Annotated in this window: 14 protein-coding genes; 5 read left to right on the forward strand and 9 right to left on the reverse strand. The window is 70.8% G+C overall.

Features of this window, described 5'->3' with window-relative positions; genetic code table 11:
• Positions 1-6 precede the first annotated feature (6 nt).
• Entirely contained in the window at positions 7-1,440 is a 1,434-nt protein-coding gene (locus HNQ70_RS16675; protein ID WP_183969767.1) for a cytochrome P450, read from the forward strand.
• 3 nt (positions 1,441-1,443) lie between these two features.
• On the opposite strand, the gene HNQ70_RS16680 is transcribed toward HNQ70_RS16675, so the two are convergent.
• The 6 genes from HNQ70_RS16680 to HNQ70_RS16705 form a co-directional block, all read right to left on the reverse strand.
• Complete coding sequence (locus HNQ70_RS16680) at positions 1,444-2,028, reverse strand: hemerythrin domain-containing protein (RefSeq protein ID WP_183969769.1); 585 nt, start codon at positions 2,026-2,028, stop codon at positions 1,444-1,446.
• A complete protein-coding gene (locus HNQ70_RS16685; protein ID WP_183969771.1) occupies positions 2,025-4,406 on the reverse strand; it encodes a heavy metal translocating P-type ATPase in 2,382 nt (793 codons plus the stop codon). Before HNQ70_RS16685 ends, HNQ70_RS16680 begins: the two co-directional genes overlap by 4 nt.
• Before the next feature lie 105 nt (positions 4,407-4,511).
• Complete coding sequence (locus HNQ70_RS16690) at positions 4,512-4,931, reverse strand: Hsp20/alpha crystallin family protein (RefSeq protein ID WP_183969773.1); 420 nt, start codon at positions 4,929-4,931, stop codon at positions 4,512-4,514.
• A gap of 115 nt (positions 4,932-5,046) precedes the next feature.
• Positions 5,047-5,637: a malonic semialdehyde reductase gene (locus HNQ70_RS16695; protein WP_183969775.1), complete on the reverse strand. Its 591-nt coding sequence runs from the start codon at positions 5,635-5,637 to the stop codon at positions 5,047-5,049.
• A gap of 41 nt (positions 5,638-5,678) precedes the next feature.
• Complete coding sequence (gene aptA / locus HNQ70_RS16700; RefSeq protein ID WP_183969777.1) at positions 5,679-7,031, reverse strand: omega-aminotransferase AptA; 1,353 nt, start codon at positions 7,029-7,031, stop codon at positions 5,679-5,681.
• Positions 7,028-8,419, reverse strand: coding sequence for an AmpG family muropeptide MFS transporter (locus tag HNQ70_RS16705; RefSeq protein ID WP_183969987.1), 1,392 nt, complete (start codon positions 8,417-8,419; stop codon positions 7,028-7,030). The genes aptA and HNQ70_RS16705 overlap by 4 nt, the downstream gene beginning before the upstream one ends.
• 184 nt (positions 8,420-8,603) lie before the next feature.
• Between HNQ70_RS16705 and HNQ70_RS16710 the strand changes: the two genes are divergently transcribed.
• Both HNQ70_RS16710 and HNQ70_RS16715 read left to right on the forward strand, forming a co-directional pair.
• Complete coding sequence (locus tag HNQ70_RS16710; protein WP_183969779.1) at positions 8,604-9,503, forward strand: M48 family metallopeptidase; 900 nt, start codon at positions 8,604-8,606, stop codon at positions 9,501-9,503.
• A gap of 362 nt (positions 9,504-9,865) precedes the next feature.
• Positions 9,866-10,945 (forward strand): alpha/beta hydrolase, encoded by a 1,080-nt coding sequence (locus HNQ70_RS16715; RefSeq protein WP_246435051.1) that lies wholly within the window; start codon positions 9,866-9,868, stop codon positions 10,943-10,945.
• A 74-nt stretch (positions 10,946-11,019) separates the two neighbouring features.
• Here HNQ70_RS16715 and HNQ70_RS16720 read toward each other — a convergent pair whose 3' ends face one another.
• On the reverse strand, positions 11,020-12,279 hold the full coding sequence (locus HNQ70_RS16720) for a hypothetical protein (RefSeq protein ID WP_183969783.1): 1,260 nt from the start codon (positions 12,277-12,279) through the stop codon (positions 11,020-11,022).
• Positions 12,280-12,388: 109 nt separating this feature from the next.
• On the reverse strand, positions 12,389-13,477 hold the full coding sequence (locus HNQ70_RS16725) for an alpha/beta fold hydrolase (RefSeq protein ID WP_183969785.1): 1,089 nt from the start codon (positions 13,475-13,477) through the stop codon (positions 12,389-12,391).
• A gap of 157 nt (positions 13,478-13,634) precedes the next feature.
• On the opposite strand from HNQ70_RS16725, the gene HNQ70_RS16730 reads away from it, so the two are divergent.
• Positions 13,635-14,651: a hypothetical protein gene (locus HNQ70_RS16730; protein WP_246435017.1), complete on the forward strand. Its 1,017-nt coding sequence runs from the start codon at positions 13,635-13,637 to the stop codon at positions 14,649-14,651.
• On the opposite strand, the gene HNQ70_RS16735 is transcribed toward HNQ70_RS16730, so the two are convergent.
• Entirely contained in the window at positions 14,633-15,415 is a 783-nt protein-coding gene (locus HNQ70_RS16735) for an exodeoxyribonuclease III (protein ID WP_183969787.1), read from the reverse strand. The two genes, HNQ70_RS16730 and HNQ70_RS16735, sit on opposite strands and share 19 nt — an antisense overlap.
• 23 nt (positions 15,416-15,438) lie before the next feature.
• Between HNQ70_RS16735 and pyrE the strand changes: the two genes are divergently transcribed.
• Positions 15,439-16,140: an orotate phosphoribosyltransferase gene (gene pyrE, locus HNQ70_RS16740; RefSeq protein ID WP_343060814.1), complete on the forward strand. Its 702-nt coding sequence runs from the start codon at positions 15,439-15,441 to the stop codon at positions 16,138-16,140.

Below are 16,140 nucleotides of genomic sequence, written 5' to 3' on the forward strand. Positions count from 1 at the left end.
CAATCGATGCAATCGAGCACTTCCGGGGCCACGCCCTCCCTGCACGTCGCCGCCGAGCCCATCCCCACCCCGCCGCGCCTGCCGGTGCTGGGCAACCTGCTGCAGCTGCCGCGCGGACGGCTCACCCAGCACCTGATGGGCGTGGCGCCGGACTTCGACGGCATCTTCGAGATCGACTTCGCCGGCTTCCGGGTGCCCTTCGTCACTTCCGCTGCATTGGCCGCCGAACTCTGCGACGAGAAGCGCTTCCGCAAGATCGTCAAGCCGCCGCTGTCCATCCTGCGCGCGCTGGCCGGCGATGGCCTGTTCACCGCCCACCAGGACGAGCCGAACTGGGGCAAGGCGCACCGCATCCTGGTGCCGGCCTTCGCGCAGCGGGCGCGGCGCGCCTACTTCGACGCGATGCTCGACGTCGCGGGCCAGCTGGTCGCGAAGTGGGAGGCGAGCGCCGGCGCGCCGATCGAGGTCTCGGAGGACATGACCCGGCTGACGCTGGACACGATCGCGCTGTGCGGCTTCGGCTACCGCTTCGAGTCCTTCGCCAGCGCGGAGCTGCATCCCTTCCTGCAGGCGATGGGGCGGGTGCTCGACGAGACCATGGGCCGGCTCACCCGCCACCGGTGGCTGACGCGCGCGCGCTTCATGAGCAATCGCCGCTACGACCGCGACATCGCCGAGATGCACGCGCTGGTCGACGAAGTGATCCGCGAGCGCCGCGCGCATCCGGTGCAGTCGCGCGACCTGCTGGGACTGATGCTCGAAGCGGTGGACCCGGTGAGCAAGGAAGGGCTGGACGACGCCAACATCCGCTACCAGGTGATCACCTTCCTGATCGCCGGCCACGAGACCACCAGCGGCCTGCTGTCCTTCGTGCTGCGCCTGCTGCTCGAGCACCCCGAAGTGCTCGCGCAGGCGCGCGACGAGGTGGACGCGGTGCTGGCCGGCGGGCGGACTCCGGAGTACGACGACCTGGGCCGCCTCGACGTGATCGACCGCATCCTGAAGGAGACGCTGCGGCTGTGGCCGACCGCGCCCGCCTTCGCGGTGGCGCCCTTCGAGGACACGCTGCTGGGCGGCCGCTACCCGATCGCGCGCAACCGCCAGGTGACCGTGCTGCTGCCGTCGCTGCATCGCGACCCCAAGGTCTGGACGGACCCGGAGCGCTTCGACATCGACCGTTTCCTGCCGGAGAACGAGGCGAAGATCCCGTCGGCGGCCTACAAGCCCTTCGGCAACGGCCAACGCTCCTGCATCGGACGGCAGTTCGCGATCATGGAGGCCAAGCTCGCGCTGGCGCTGATCCTGCAGAGGCTGGAATTCGAGTGCGCGGACGGCCGGCCGACGGCAGCGATCCGCGAAACCCTGACGCTGAAGCCGGACGGCTTCAGGCTGCGGGTGCGCCGCCGCGCGCCCGGCCGGGCGGCGGCGGCGGCGGCCTGAGGCTCAGGCCGGCTTGCCCAGCCCGATGGGGGCCGGCGCGCGCTCGAGGATCTTCTCGAACAGCGCCTGGTACTCCTCGGAGGGCTTGTGCCCGGTGAGAGGATCGCGGTGCTCCTCGAAGGCCGCGTTGACGGCATCCCAGTCGTCGCCATTGAGCAGACGGTCCGCCAGCGGCAGCACTTCCGTCTCCTCGACCTGCATGTGGTGCGCGTAGAACTCGATGAAGTGCTCGAGCGCGTCCGAGAAGGCCTTGTGACGGGACTCGCCCATCTGCTCGAACGCCAGCAGCAGGTGCTCGATCTCGCGCACCGAGGCCTGGCTATGGGAGTGCTCCCTTTCAAGGCGGTCGAGCACCTCGGCCGCCTCCGGCGAGCGCAAGCGCAGGCGGGGGAACAGCGCATTGGTCTCGTTGGCGTGATGCCGCTTCTCGGGGAACTCGTCGATGTAGAAGAGGATCGCCCGGACCAGCTCGAAATCCTCGGCCTTCGCCTTCTCGCTCAGCCGCGAGCTGAGGATCCGCAAGGTCTGGAGCATGGCCCCGATGGCCTGGTGCTCGTCGTGAACGATCTTCAACGCCTTGTGCTTCATCGAGTGTCCCCCACCGTGTTCTCCTTGTCTGTCATCGAGCCTGATTGCCGCGCCCCCGCGCCTGCGGTGCCGCCCGGCTTCCACCTTCTGAGCAGCAGCGCGTTGCTCACGACGCTGACGCTCGAGAACGCCATCGCTGCGCCCGCCAGCACCGGATCGAGCTTGCCGAACGCGGCAAGCGGGATACCGATCACGTTGTAGACGAACGCCCAGAAGAGATTCTGGCGGATTTTAGAGTAGGTTCGCTGTGAAATCGCAATCGCATCTTCCACAAGCGAAGGGTCGCCGCGCATCAGGGTGATGCCCGCGGTGTGCATCGCAACGTCGGTGCCGGTGGACATGGCGATGCCGACGTCGGCGGCAGCCAGCGCGGGCGCATCGTTGACGCCGTCGCCAACCATCGCGACCACCGCCGGCCGGCCGCCGTGCGCGCCGACACGCAGCGCAGCCACCGCCTCGGCCTTCTGCTCCGGCAGCACCTGCGCGCGCACCTCGTCGAGGCCCAGTTCCTTCGCCACCGCTGCTGCAGCGCCGGGGTTGTCGCCAGTGAGCATCACGGTGCGGATGCCGCGCCGGCGCAGCCGCTCGATCGCAAGCCGCGCACCGGGCTTGAGCGCGTCGCCGAAGGCGAGCAGGCCCGCCGGGGCGGCCTCGCCGTCACCCTGGGCGGCCCGCCAGGCGACAAAGGAGACGGTCCGGCCCTCGGCCTCGAGCACCCGGGCCGCCTCCTCCAGCGGTCCGACCGCCACGCCTATCTCATCCATCAGGCGCCGGCTGCCCACCCAGGCCTCGACGCCCTGCACCTCGCCACGCACGCCGCGCCCCGGGATCGCGCGGATCTCGCGCGCCGCCAGCGCCCCGCCCGCCCCGGCCCCCGCGCCTGCCCCCTGCGCCGTGGCCGCGGCCTCCAGCACTGCGCGCGCCAGCGGATGCTCGCTGCCGGCCTGGATCGCCGCCGCCAGGCGGAGCACGCCGATCTCGTCGATCCCCTGCGCCGGCACCAGCGCCACCAGGGACGGACGGCCCACGGTCAGCGTGCCGGTCTTGTCGAATGCCACCACCGACACCGCGTGCGCGGTTTCCAGCGCCTGCGCGTCCTTGATCAGGATGCCGTGCTTGGCGGCCACGCCGGTGCCGGCCATGATCGCGGTGGGCGTCGCCAGGCCGAGCGCGCAGGGGCAGGCGATGACCAGCACTGCCACCGCGTTGAGGATCGCGCGGGTCCAGTCGCCGCCGCCCAGGCCCCAGCCCAGCAGCGTGACCAGCGCCACCAGCACGACCGCCGGCACGAAGACCTCGCTCACGCGATCGACCAGGCGCTGGATCGGCGCCTTGTTCGCCTGCGCCTCCTCCACCATGTGGATGATCCGCGCGAGCACCGACTCCGCGCCCACCGCGGTGGTGCGCAGCAGCAGCAGACCGTCGGCGTTGATCGAACCGCCGGTGACGCGGTCGCCGGGCGACTTCGCCACCGGGTTGCTTTCGCCGGTGATGAAGGATTCGTCGACGTGGGTGCTGCCATCGAGCACCTCGCCGTCGACCGGAATCCGCTCGCCGGGCCGCACGACGACCGAGTCGCCGACCATCACCACCGCCACCGGCACGGCCTGCTCGACGCCGTCGCGCAGCAGCGTCGCGCGGTCCGGGCGCAGCGCCTGCAATGCGCGGATCGCCTCGGTGGTCTTGCGCTTGGCGCGCGCCTCCAGCCACTTGCCGAACATCACCAGCGTGATGACGACCGCCGAGGCCTCGAAGTAGTAGTGGGGCGCCATTGCGCTGTGCGCCGCGTGTGCGCTCGGGAATGTCCACTGGAGCAGGTGGTAGACCGAGAGCCCGTAGGCGGCGGTGGTGCCGATGGCCACCAGCAGGTCCATGTTCCCGGAGCCGGCCCGCAGCGCCTTCCAGCCGGCCGAATAGAAGCGTGCACCGAGCACGAACTGCACCGGGGTGGCGAGCAGCAGCTGCCACCAGCCGGGCAGCATCGCGTGGATTCCGAAGGGTTGCAGCAGCATCGGCAGCACCAGCGGCGCCGATAGCAGCGCGGCCACCAGCACCGCGAGGCCGCCGCGTCCGCCCTCCTGCGCTGAGGGCTTCGCATTCTCGTCGCGCAGCGCTGCGCCATAACCGGCCTTTTCGACCGCGGCGACCAGCGCGGCCGCATCGACCGTACCGGCGCCAAAGCGCACGGTGGCCACTTCGGTGGCCAGGTTCACCGCGGCGTCGCTCACGCCGGGCACCTTCTTCAGCGATTTTTCGACCCGGCCCGCGCAGGCCGCGCAGGTCATTCCGGTGATCGACAGGGCGACCGCTTCCAGCGGCGGCGGAAGCGGCGCGCCGGGCGAGGCATGCGCCTCTTGCCTCAGGGTGGCTGCGCTCATGGTCGGGGCTTCCTCTGCAGGCTGGTGGCGCCCGACTTTACTCCCGATGCGCGAAAGCGGCGGAACGGGGCCGCCGCCAGGATCGTCGGCGGCCCCCGCCCGGGATCAGCTGATCGAGAGCTTGCGGCCGCCGGCGGCCGCCTTCTTGGGCAGCTTCAGCGTGAGGACGCCGTTGTCGAACTTCGCCTCGGACTTGGACTCGTCGATCTCGTTGGCCAGCGAAAAGCTGCGCGCCACCGAGCCGTAGTAGCGCTCGCTGCGCAGCACGCGCTCGCCTTCCTTCTGCTCGCTCTCGCGCTTGACCTCGCCGCTGATCGACACCCGGTTGCCGTCGATCTCGACGTGGATGTCCTCCTTGGCGACGCCCGGCAGCTCGGCGCTGACGTTGTACTCGGAGGGGGACTCCTTCACCTCGACCCTGACCTCCAGGGCCTGGCCGGCTGCGGCCTTGGCAGGGGCCACGAGACCACGGAACAGCTCGGGGAACACTTCGGCGAACGGATCGTAGACGGACAGGCGGCTCATCTTCATCTCTCCTTCAGGATTACGGTTGCACGAACCGATGACCTCAATCTTGGAGCGATGGCGCGAGCTTTCAAGAGGGGACGCGCAGGCCGCGGCGCGGGCGCCCCTCCGGGGCCTACAGGACCTGGCAGATCTCGTCGAACGCGAAGCGGGGGCTGCGCGGGAAGGTCTTCGAGTGGTCGGCCTGGCCGAGGTTGCAGAGGAAGTTCGACCGGAAGCGGCCGTCCGGAAAGAACTCGGCGTCGACCACGGCATTGTCGAAGCCGGACATCGGCCCGCAGTCCAGGCCGACCGCGCGCGCGGCAAGCATGAAGTAGGCCGCCTGCAGGGTGCCGTTGCGGAACGCGGTGAGCTCTCGCCCGGCCTTCTTCGCGTCGCCGTCGAACCAGGACTTGGCGGTCTGGTCGTGCGGGAACAGCTTCGGCAGGTGCTCCTGGAACTGCATGTCGTGCGCGATGATCGCGGTCACCGGCGCCGACATGGTCTTGGCAAGATTGCCGGCCGACAGCGCCGGGCGCAGGCGCTCCCTGGCGGCGGCGCTGCGCAGGAACACGAAGCGCGCCGGCTGGCAGTTGGCGGAGGTGGGCGCCATCTTCATCAGGTCGAAGGCCTGGCGAAGCTGGGCGTCGGTGACCGGGGTGTCGAGGAAGGAATTGGCGGTGCGTGCGTTGCGGAAGAGGACGTCGAGCGCCCGGTCATCGATCATGGAAAAGCTTGCCTCGTTCAGGGAAACGGATTGGTGGATGTTCAGTCGATGCGCTCGAGGACGCTGCGCAGTCCCGCCGCGATCCGGTCGATCTGCTCGCGGCTGACGATCAGCGGCGGCGAGAGCGCGACGATGTCGCCGGTGTAGCGCACCAGCAGGTCTTCCTCGAAGAAGGCCTTCACGTGCGCCTCGTAGGCACGCGCGCCCGGCGCGCCGGGCCGCGGGGCGAGTTCGACCGCGCCCATCAGGCCGATGTTGCGGATGTCGATCACGTTGCGCACGTCCTTGAGCGAGTGCAGCGCGTCCTCCCAGCAGGTCTCGAGTTCGGCGGCCCGGGTCAGCAGGCCCTCGTCGCGGTAGACGTCCAGCGTGGCGAGCGCTGCAGCGCAGGCCAGCGGATGCGCCGAGTAGGTGTAGCCGTGGGCGAGTTCGATCGCCCCCTGCGGGCCCTGCATGAAGGCGTCGTAGATGCCCTCGCGCGCGAACACGGCACCAAGCGGCACCGTGCCGCTGTTGATGCCCTTGGCCGTGGTGACCAGGTCGGGGATCACGCCGAAACGCTGCCAGCCGAAGGGCTTGCCGATCCGGCCGAAGCCGGTGATGACCTCGTCGAAGATCAGCAGGATGCCGTGCTTCGAAGTGATCTCGCGCAGGCGCTCCAGATAGCCCACCGGCGGCACCAGCACGCCGGCCGAGCCCGCCACCGGCTCGACGATGACCGCGGCGATGGTGGAGGCGTCGTGCAGCGCGATGATGCGCTCGAGCTCGTCGGCGAGGTGGGCGCCCCACTGCGGCTGGCCGCGCGAGAACGCCTGCTCCTTCAGGTTGAATGTGGCCGGCAGGTGGTCGACCCCTGGCAGCAGCGGGCCGAACATCTTGCGGTTGCCGACGATGCCACCGACCGAGATGCCGCCGAAGCCCACGCCGTGATAACCGCGCTCGCGGCCGATCAGGCGGGTGCGCTGGCCTTCGCCGCGCAGCCGGTGCCAGGCGAGCGCGATTTTCAGCGCGGAGTCGACCGCCTCGGAGCCGGAGTTGCAGAAGAACACGTGGTCGAAGGGCTTGCCGGCCAGCGCCACCAGCCGCTCGGCCAGCTCGAAGGCCATCGGATGGCCCATCTGGAAGGTGGGCGCGAAGTCGAGCGACGCGGCGGCCTGGGCGATGGCGTCGACGATCGGCTTGCGGCAGTGGCCGGCATTGACGCACCACAGGCCGGCCTGGGCGTCCAGGACCTGGCGCCCTTCGGGCGTGTAGTAGTGCATGCCCTCGGCGCGCGCCAGCAGCCGCGGCGCCGCCTTGAACTGGCGGTTGGCGGTGAAGGGCATCCAGAAGGCATCCATTCCGGCCGATGCCTGTTCGGGGGCGAGCGCTGCGCCCCGGGTCAGATCGTTCATGTCGTCTCCTCCGACGACCCGGCGGGTCGTGACAGCGTGTCGATTGTGCGGCGAAGCCACCGCAGCAGCAACAGACCGGGGAGCGCGGCCACCACGGTCCACATGAAGAAGGTGGGCCAGCCGAGCGCCTCCACCATCACGCCGGCGGCCGGGCCCACGTACACGCGCCCCACGGCCGCGAGCGCGGAGAGCAACGCGAACTGCGCCGCCGAGAAACGCCGGTCGGTGAGCGCCATCAGGAAGGCGACGAAGGCTGCGGTGCCCATGCCGCCGCAGAGGTTCTCCAGGCCGATCGCCGCCGCCATCAGCGTGAAGTTCTTGGGCGCCACCGACAGCAGCCAGTAACCGAGGTTGGATACCGCCTGCAGCACGCCGAAGACCATCAGCGCGGTGTAGAGCGGGTGCCGGGCCAGCCAGGCGCCGCCGGCGAGCGCGCCGACGATGGTCGCGCCCAGCCCGAGCACCTTGTTCACTGCGCCCACCTCGGTCTGGCTGAAGCCGGCGCCGCGGATCAGGAAGGCGGTGGACAGCGTGCCCGCGAACGCGTCGCCCAGCTTGTAGAGGACGATCAGCGCAAGCAGCGCCACAGCGCGATCGCGGGAGAAGAACGCATCCCAGGGCGCGATGAACGAGGGGAAGCCGGCCCAGCGCGCGGCCTTCAGCGCGGCCGCGAACGACGCGAGCAGACAGAACGACAGCACTGCGAGGCGGCCGAAGCGATCCGCCTCGAGCGCCCCCCAGGGCAGGGCGCGCAGCGCGAACCAGACCACGCCGCCAGCGACCAGCATCGAGACGAAGCCGACGAGCTCGCGGCGCACGTCGCTCGCCACGCCCTGCGCAGGCGCGACCCGCGGCGAGAACGCGCTGACCACCGCCATCAGCGCGAAGAGCGCCGCCATCAGCCGATAGGTGCCCGGCCAGCCCAGCCACTGATCGGCCAGGATCAGCGCCAACCCGCCGGACACCAGCATCGCGAGCCGGTAGCCGAGCACCGACACCGCCGCGCCCGCGCCGCGCTCGCGATCGCCGAGCAGGTCGCTGCGGTAGGCGTCGAAGGCGACGTCCTGGGAGGCGGACAGGAAGGCGATCGCCACTGCGCAGACACCCATCGCCATCACCGACCGGCCCGGATCCAGCCCCGACATCACCAGGCAGGCCAGCGCGAGCCCGATCTGCGTGAGCACCAGCCAGCCGCGGCGGCGCCCCAGCCCCGGCGGCTCGAAACGGTCGACCAGCGGCGCCCAGACGAACTTGAAGGTGTAGGGCAGTCCGGCCAGCGCGAAGAAGCCGATGGTGGCGATGTCGACGCCCTCCACCGTGAGCCAGGCCTGCAGGCTGCCCGCCGACAGCGCCAGCGGCAGGCCGCTGGCGAAGCCCAGCAGCAGCATCGCCGCGATGCGCCGGTTCGCGAAGACGTCCAGGTAGGGGTTGCGCGGGGCGCGCGGCTGCGGGGACGGTGTGGCGGACGGGTTGGTCGTCGGGGGCGGCATCCGGGCCAGTTTAGCAGCGGCCCTGAGCCGGCCGATCCGCTACCATCGGGCCAATGCCCTCCCCATTGCAGGCCCCGGCAGGATGATCCGCAAAGCCCTCCGAATCCGCGTCGCCGCACTCGCGCTCGCCTCTCTGGTGTCGGTCGCGCCGGTGGCGCGCGCGCAGGCCGGCGCCGAGACCCGCGACGGCATCGCGGTGGGCGGGCAGAGCACGGTCTCTCGCCTCGTTTCCGCCGAACGGCTCGAGCGCGAAGCGGCCACGCAGTACCGCAGCCTGCTCTCGGAAGCGGCCTCCCAGGGAGCGCTTGCGCCCGACGGCCATGCGCAGCTGCAGCGGCTGCGCCGGATCGCCGCCAGGATCACGCCGCACGCAGCGCGCTTCAACGAGCGGGCGCCGCAGTGGAAGTGGGAGGTCAACCTGATCGGCTCGAAGCAGGTGAACGCCTTCTGCATGCCAGGCGGCAAGATCGCCTTCTTCACCGGCATCCTCGACACGCTCAAGCTCACCGACGACGAGGTGGGCATGGTGATGGCCCACGAGGTGGCCCACGCGCTGCGCGAGCACGGCCGCGAGCGCGCGGCCAAGTCCGCGATCGCGCAGGGGGTGACGATCGGCGCCTCGATCCTGTCGCAATGGCTGGGCTACGGTGACCTCGGCGGCATGGTGGCGCAGACCGGCGCCAAGTACACGATGCTCAAGTTCTCGCGCGGGGACGAGACCGAAGCCGACCTGGTCGGCATGGACCTGGCGGCCCGCGCCGGCTTCGATCCGCGCGCCGGCGTCACGCTCTGGGAGAAGATGGCCGCGGCCGGCAAGAGCCAGCCGCCCCAGTGGATGTCCACCCACCCGGCGCACGATACCCGGATCGAGGAGATCCGCCGCAACCTCGACAAGGTGATGCCGCTCTACGCCAAGGCCACCGGGCGCGCGCTGGGGTCGCTGCCGCCATACCGATCCAACATGGGGCAGGCGGTGCGCTGAACCGGCAGGCGCCAGTAAGGTCGCGCCGCTGGCGCGCACGAAACAAGCCGCGTCGAAAGGCGTCCAGCGCCCCTGGCCGACCGCCTCGGACACCGGCACCGACACGCCAGGCAGCAACCGCGGTGACGTAGTCGTGGGTGGCCGCGGACACCATCCGCCCTTCGGGGCGGCTGTTCATGGACGCCCTGTCCCAGTCTAGCGCCGCCGGATCGGAACGGCATGGCGGGGGGCGCCGCGCTCCGGCGCCGGGTTCGCGGGAGAATCCCCGGATGCCCGAACCGACCCCCTCCCCTGCCTTGCCGCCGCTTCCGCTTCCCACGGGCATCCGCTCGCGCCATGTGCACGGCGTCAACGGCCTGACGATGCACCTGCTCGAGGCCGGTCACGAGGAGCCCGGCCGGCCATGCCTGCTGCTGCTGCACGGCTTCCCGGAGCTGGCCTGGAGCTGGCGCCAGGTCATGCTGCCGCTGGCCGCCGCCGGCTACCGCGTGATCGCCCCCGACCAGCGCGGCTACGGACGAACCACCGGCTGGGACGGACGCTACGACGGTGACCTCGCGTCGTTCAGGACGCTGAACCTGGTGCGCGATGCGCTGGCGCTGGTCAGCGCGCTGGGGCTGCGCGAGGTGGCGGCGGTGATCGGCCACGACTTCGGCTCGCCGGTGGCGGCCTGGTGCGCCCTGGTGCGCCCGGACGTGTTCCGCTCGGTGGCGCTGATGAGCGCGCCCTTCGCCGGCCCTCCGCCGTTGCCCTTCGACACCGCCGGGCGCGAAGACGCGGACATCCGGCCGCCGGCCACCCTCGCCGCGCTCGACCCTGCGCTGGCCGCGCTGCCACGGCCCCGCAAACACTACCAGGCCTATTACTCGACGCGGGAGGCGGAGCGCGACATGCTCGACTGCCCGCAGGGCCTGCATGCCTTCCTGCGCGCCTACTACCACGTCAAGAGCGCCGACTGGCCGCACAACCGGCCGCATCCCCTGGCCTCGACCGGCGCCGAGGCCTATGCGCTGCTGCCCGACTACTACGTGATGGACCGGGCGCTGGACATGGCGCAGACGGTGGCGCCGCACATGCCCACGCCCGAGGCGATCGCCGCGTGCCGCTGGCTGCCCGACGACGAGCTCGGGGTCTACGCCGATGAATACGGTCGCACCGGCTTCCAGGGCGGGCTGCAGTGGTACCGGTGCTCGCTCGACCCCGCGCAAGCGACGGAGCTGCAGCTGTTCTCTGGCCGCAGCATCGACGTGCCTTCAGTGTTCATCGCCGGGGCCAGCGACTGGGGCATCCACCAGCGCCCCGGCGGCCTGGAGCGGATGCAGCGCAGCGCGTGCTCGCGGATGCTCGGCTGCCATCTCATCGATGCCGCGGGGCACTGGGTGCAGCAGGAGCAGCCCGAGGCAGTGGTACGGCACCTGCTGGACTTCCTGGCAGCCGCCTGAGGTCAGCCGCCGATCGGCGCCGACCCGCCCCGCTCCCTGCCCTGGAGCGGGTCTTCTTCCGGCGAGGCCCGGGCTCAGCGGTACAGCGGCAGCGCCGCGATGCGCCGCTCGACGTCGTCCATCACGCCCCGGTACGCCGGGGAATCGACACCGCCGAAGAGCCGCTCGAAGGCGTCCTTCGGCATCGGCCCCGGCAGGTCGTCCACCGGCGGCAGCAGGTCGGCGCCGCCCAGGCCCGCCGCGACCCGCCGCTGCAGTTCGGCTGCGGAGGCCCGGTCGCCGGCGGCGAGCTCGCCGAAACGCGTTCCCGCCCGGTCCGCCACGAGGTCGTCGAAGGCGAAGCCGCTGCCGTTGCGCGAGTCCTCCAGCTCCTTGTAGAGACCGATCGCGTCCGACAGGGGCACGCCGGCGTGCGCGGCGATCGCGGCGGACACCGCGAAGTGCTTCGCGAGATCCTCGCGGCCGGCCAGCGTCACCGCGCGCGCTGCGGACGGCCGCCAGCCGCGTGCGGCCGGCACGAGCACCTGCAGCCCGCGGCCGTTCGCGTAGAAGGCCGCCACGAGGAGCGCCGCCCGGTTCTCCGCCACCGCGTCGCCCGCCTCGCTGCGCTGCGCGGCGAAGCCCAGCAGGGGGCCCAGCAGCGCGTCGAGCCCGATGGGCCGCCCGCGCGGGCCGGCGCCGACGATGGCCGCGAGCCGCTCGTGGTGCGCGCGCAGCCGCGCCTGCTCGGCCGCCGGAACCAGCTCGGCCCGCAGGCGCGATGCCAGGCCTTCCTGCCACACGTAGGTCACGGCGAGCCCGCGGTCGGCGATCGCCACCTTGCGCACCGCCTCGACGGCGACCCGGTATCCCTCGGGCGTCACCAGGCGTCGCAGTGCCTCGTCGAACACCGGCCGGGCCAGCCTGGCGGGCACCGGCAGCCGGCCCAGGCGCATGGACTCGACCACCGGCAGCGTCGCGCCCTCGCGCAGCACCATGGTCACGTCGAGGAAGCGCCCCAGCGGATTGGGCGGCACCGGCAGGGTGGCGGTGAGCACCGCCGTCCCTGCGCGCAGCACGACGCGCGCACTGGCACCGGCATGGCGATCCGCAAGGTAGTTAAGCGCCAGGTCGACGTCCTCCGCGGCGAGCCCGATCGTGCGCGGCACGCCGACCGGCAGCCAGCGCGGGTCGTGGCGACGAAGGATCTCCCGGGCGCGCTCGACGTGCGCCGGCGTGAACGCGACCGGTCGGTCCACCGCCGGGCGATCGGACAGCACCGCCCAGGCGACGGCGGCGATCGCCAGCGGCAGGGCCAGCAGGAGGACGAGGAGCGTGGTTCGGAGGATAGACATGCCTGGATGTGGATCGTCGATGCCCGGAATGGCCGGCCCCATGGAATGGTGCGTCTGACTGCAGGTAGCGGCTGAACCGGGGACTGCCTGCATGCGGCCACCCGGCAACTCAGGGCGCCCGGTCGCGAACGTACACGATCGCGCCGGCCCGCGTGTGCACGCCCAGCTTCTCGAGGATGCTCGACACCTGGTTGCGAACCGTCTTTTCGCTCTTGCCCAACTGCTGCGCGATGGCCGTGTTGTCTAGGCCGAGGGCCACGAGGTGCAGCACTTCGCGTTCGGCCGGCGTCAGCGTCGCATCACCGGCGCCATCGGCGCCATCGGCCGTCACGGGGCCCAGGAACGACCGCATTTCGTCCAGGAAGACGGGCCACGCGGGCTCGGTGTCCAGCAGCACGTGGTTGTCGCTGTCGAGCGGCACGAAGCGCGCCTCAGGGATCAGTGCCGCCAGGCGCACCCCTTCGTCGAACGGCACGCGCGCGTCGCCGCGTGCGTGCAGCACCAGCGTGGGCACTCGAAGCCGGCGCGCCAGTTCGGTAACGTCGATGCGATGGAACGCCTCGAGCGTGCGCGCGGCGCTCTCCGGGCTCGCCGTCAGGCGCTCCAGGTCGTTCCACCACTGGTGCTGCGCCGGGGTGCCGCCGGGGATGAACTGGTTGGTGAACACCTGGCGGAAGGCGGCGTTGTCGCGCCCCCAGCCCAGGCGGATCAGGTTCACCAGGGTCTCGGCTTCCAGCCGGTGGGCGTCGCTGGTGGCGCGCCGCAGCGCGCCGCGCGCGTACGCGCCGAGCAGCACCAGGCGCGACACTTTGTCTGGGTTGAGCACCGCGTAGGCAATCGCCACCGCACCGCCTTGCGACATGCCGATCAATGGGAAGCGTCGCAGGCCCAGGCTGCGGATCACGGCCTCGAGGTCGCCGACCCAGGCTTCGAGCGAGAAATCGGCCACCGCACTGTCGGACAGGCCGCAGCCGCGCTGGTCATAGCGGATGTAGCGGTGATCGCGCGCGAGTTCGGCCAGCCAGGGCCGCCATACCGGGCTGTTCAGGTCGTGCTCGACATGGCTCAGCCAGTGCGCGGCACGCAGCAGCGGCGGGCCGGATCCGATCGAAGCGATCGCGATGCGGACACCATCGGCCGCAGTGCAGAAGCGCAGGCTCTGATGCAGGTTACGGAGTGGACTCCGTGTGGCAGCCATGCGCAATTGTCGCGCGCCTGGGTCGTCGGTCCCACGTTTTTTCGCCTGCGATCTCCGCCCGCCGGGCGCGTGGGGCATCCGCCTCATGCGCGGCCGCGCGCAAGGGTGAATCCTTGGAACACGTCGACGAGACGGATCCGACCAGAAAGGAGACACCATGGAAGCCACCCCCTACACCCTCGACGTCCCCCGCTACGCCAGGACCATCGAAGTCTCCAAGCGCATCCGGTGGGACATCGACCGCGACGTGATCCGAGGCCGCACCTTCGACCTGTCCCACGCCTTCCTTCCGGACGGCCTGTCGCTGGCCGACGAGCTGCCGTTCCTGAGCCCGGCCGAGCACCGCTTCCTGAGCCAGGTGCAGGGCCGCACCTACGCGAACATGTTCGGGCTGGTCGAGCGCTTCATCAGCGCGAAGATGCTGGACGTGAGCCGCGAGCACTGGCTCGGCGACCAGACCGCGCTGGAGGCCATCGTTCGCTTCACCGACGAGGAGCTGAAGCACCAGGAGCTGTTCCGCCGCATCGAACTGCTGGCGGGCGCCGGCATGCCGCCGGGCTACCTCTTCGAAGTGCCGCCCAACGACGTGGCCGCGTTCGTGCTGGGCAAGTGCACCTGGGCCGTCCTGGCGCTGACCTGCAACATCGAGCTGTTCTCGCAGGCGCACTACCGCGCCAGCATCGACGCCGCCACGGACCTGTCGCCGCTGTTCAAGGACGTGTTCCTGTTCCACTGGAAGGAGGAGTCCCAGCACGCGATCATCGACGAGCTCGAGTGGGGACGTGAAGACGCCAGTCTGGACGATGCACAGCGAGACGCGGCGGTGGACGATCTCATTGCGCTGGTCGCCGGCGTCGACGGCATCCTGCAAGGGCAGGCCAAGGCCGATGCCGCGTACTTCCTGGATGTCTGCGGCATGGCCCGGGACGGCGCCCGCGCCGAGCAGGTGAACGCCACGCTGCTCAAGGCCTACCGCTGGCAATACATCGTCTCCGGAACGCTGGAGCCGCGCTTCCAGAAGCTGCTGCGCGGGATGATCAGCGCGGCGCAGCTGACGCACATTGAGGCCGCGCTGGCGCCGCTGAGCTACGCGGTCCCGGCCCAGGCGCGGGTCGCAGACATCCCGGCAGCCCGGCAGCCCGGCAGCTCGCCCTCTCAAGTCCCGAAGTCGTAGTCGATCGTCAGCGGCGCGTGGTCGGAGAAGCGCTGGTCCTTGTAGACCGCCGCGCGCCGCGCCGCCGCCGCGAGGCCCGGCGTGGCGATCTGGTAGTCCAGCCGCCAGCCCACGTTCTTCGCCCAGGCCTGGCCGCGGTTGCTCCACCAGGTGTAGCTCTCGTCGGTGGCCTCCGGATGGAGGCGGCGGTAGACGTCGACCCAGCCGACCTCGTCGAACAGACGCGTGAGCCAGGCCCGCTCCTCGGGCAGGAAGCCGGAGTTCTTCTGGTTGCTGCGCCAGTTCTTCAGGTCGCGCTCCATGTGCGCGATGTTCCAGTCGCCGCACAGCACGATCTCGCGCCCGCTCGCGGCAAGCTGCGCCATGTGCGGCAGGAAGGCGTCCATGAAGCGGAACTTCGCCTGCTGGCGCTCGTCGGAGCTCGACCCCGACGGCAGGTAAAGAGAGATCGCGGTGAACGCTCCCAGGTCGGCCTCGATGTAGCGCCCCTCGGCGTCGAACTCCTCGTGGCCGAAGCCGTACCGCACCGCCAGCGGCGCGCGGCGCGCGTACAGCCCCACGCCGCTGTAGCCCTTCTTCTGCGCGAAGTGGAAAGCGCCGTGCATTCCGTCGACGACGCGCATCGAGTCGTCGAGGTCGGCGTCCTGCGCCTTGAGCTCCTGCACGCAGAGCACGTCGGCCTGCTGGGCCGCGGCCCAGTCCAGCCAGCCCTTGCGCCCGGCCGAGCGGATGCCGTTCAGGTTAAGCGAGATGATCCGTATCATTGAGGATTCAGCGGAGAGATCGAGTGACCCAGGAATTGCGGAGGGAGTTGCGCGCCGAGTTTATCCGGTTCGCGCACAGCGCCGGCGTGTTGCGCTTCGGCGAGTTCACCACCAAGGCGGGCCGCCTCAGCCCCTACTTCTTCAACGCCGGGCTGTTCAACGACGGCGCCACGCTGGGCGCGCTCGCCGAGTTCTACGCTCGCACGCTGCTCGACGCGGAACGCCACGGGCACGTCCGGTTCGACATGCTCTACGGCCCCGCCTACAAGGGCATCACGCTGGCCAGCGCCACCGCGGTTGCGCTCGCCCGCAAGGAACGCAACGTGCCCTTCGCCTTCAATCGCAAGGAGGCCAAGGACCACGGCGAAGGCGGGGTGCTGATCGGCGCGCCGATGCGCGGCCGCGTGGTCATCGTCGACGACGTGATCTCCGCGGGAACCTCGGTGCGAGAATCGGTGGAGATGATCCGCGCCCACGGCGGCGAACCCGTCGGCGTACTGATCGCGCTCGACCGCCAGGAGCGCGGCGGCAACGCCGAGAACGTGAGCGAGCTGTCCGCGGTGCAGGAGGTCGAGCAGAAGTACGGCCTGCCGGTGTTCGCAATCGCCGGCCTGGACGACGTGCTCACCTTCCTCGACTCCGGCTCCGAGGCGGCTTCGGCGCTGGCGCCTTACAGGCAGCGCGTCGCAGAGTACCGGATGCGCTACGGCGCGAGCACTTCATAA

Origin of the sequence: Quisquiliibacterium transsilvanicum (genome assembly GCF_014202215.1) — a bacterium.
GTDB classification, from domain to species: Bacteria; Pseudomonadota; Gammaproteobacteria; order Burkholderiales; family Burkholderiaceae_E; genus Quisquiliibacterium; species Quisquiliibacterium transsilvanicum.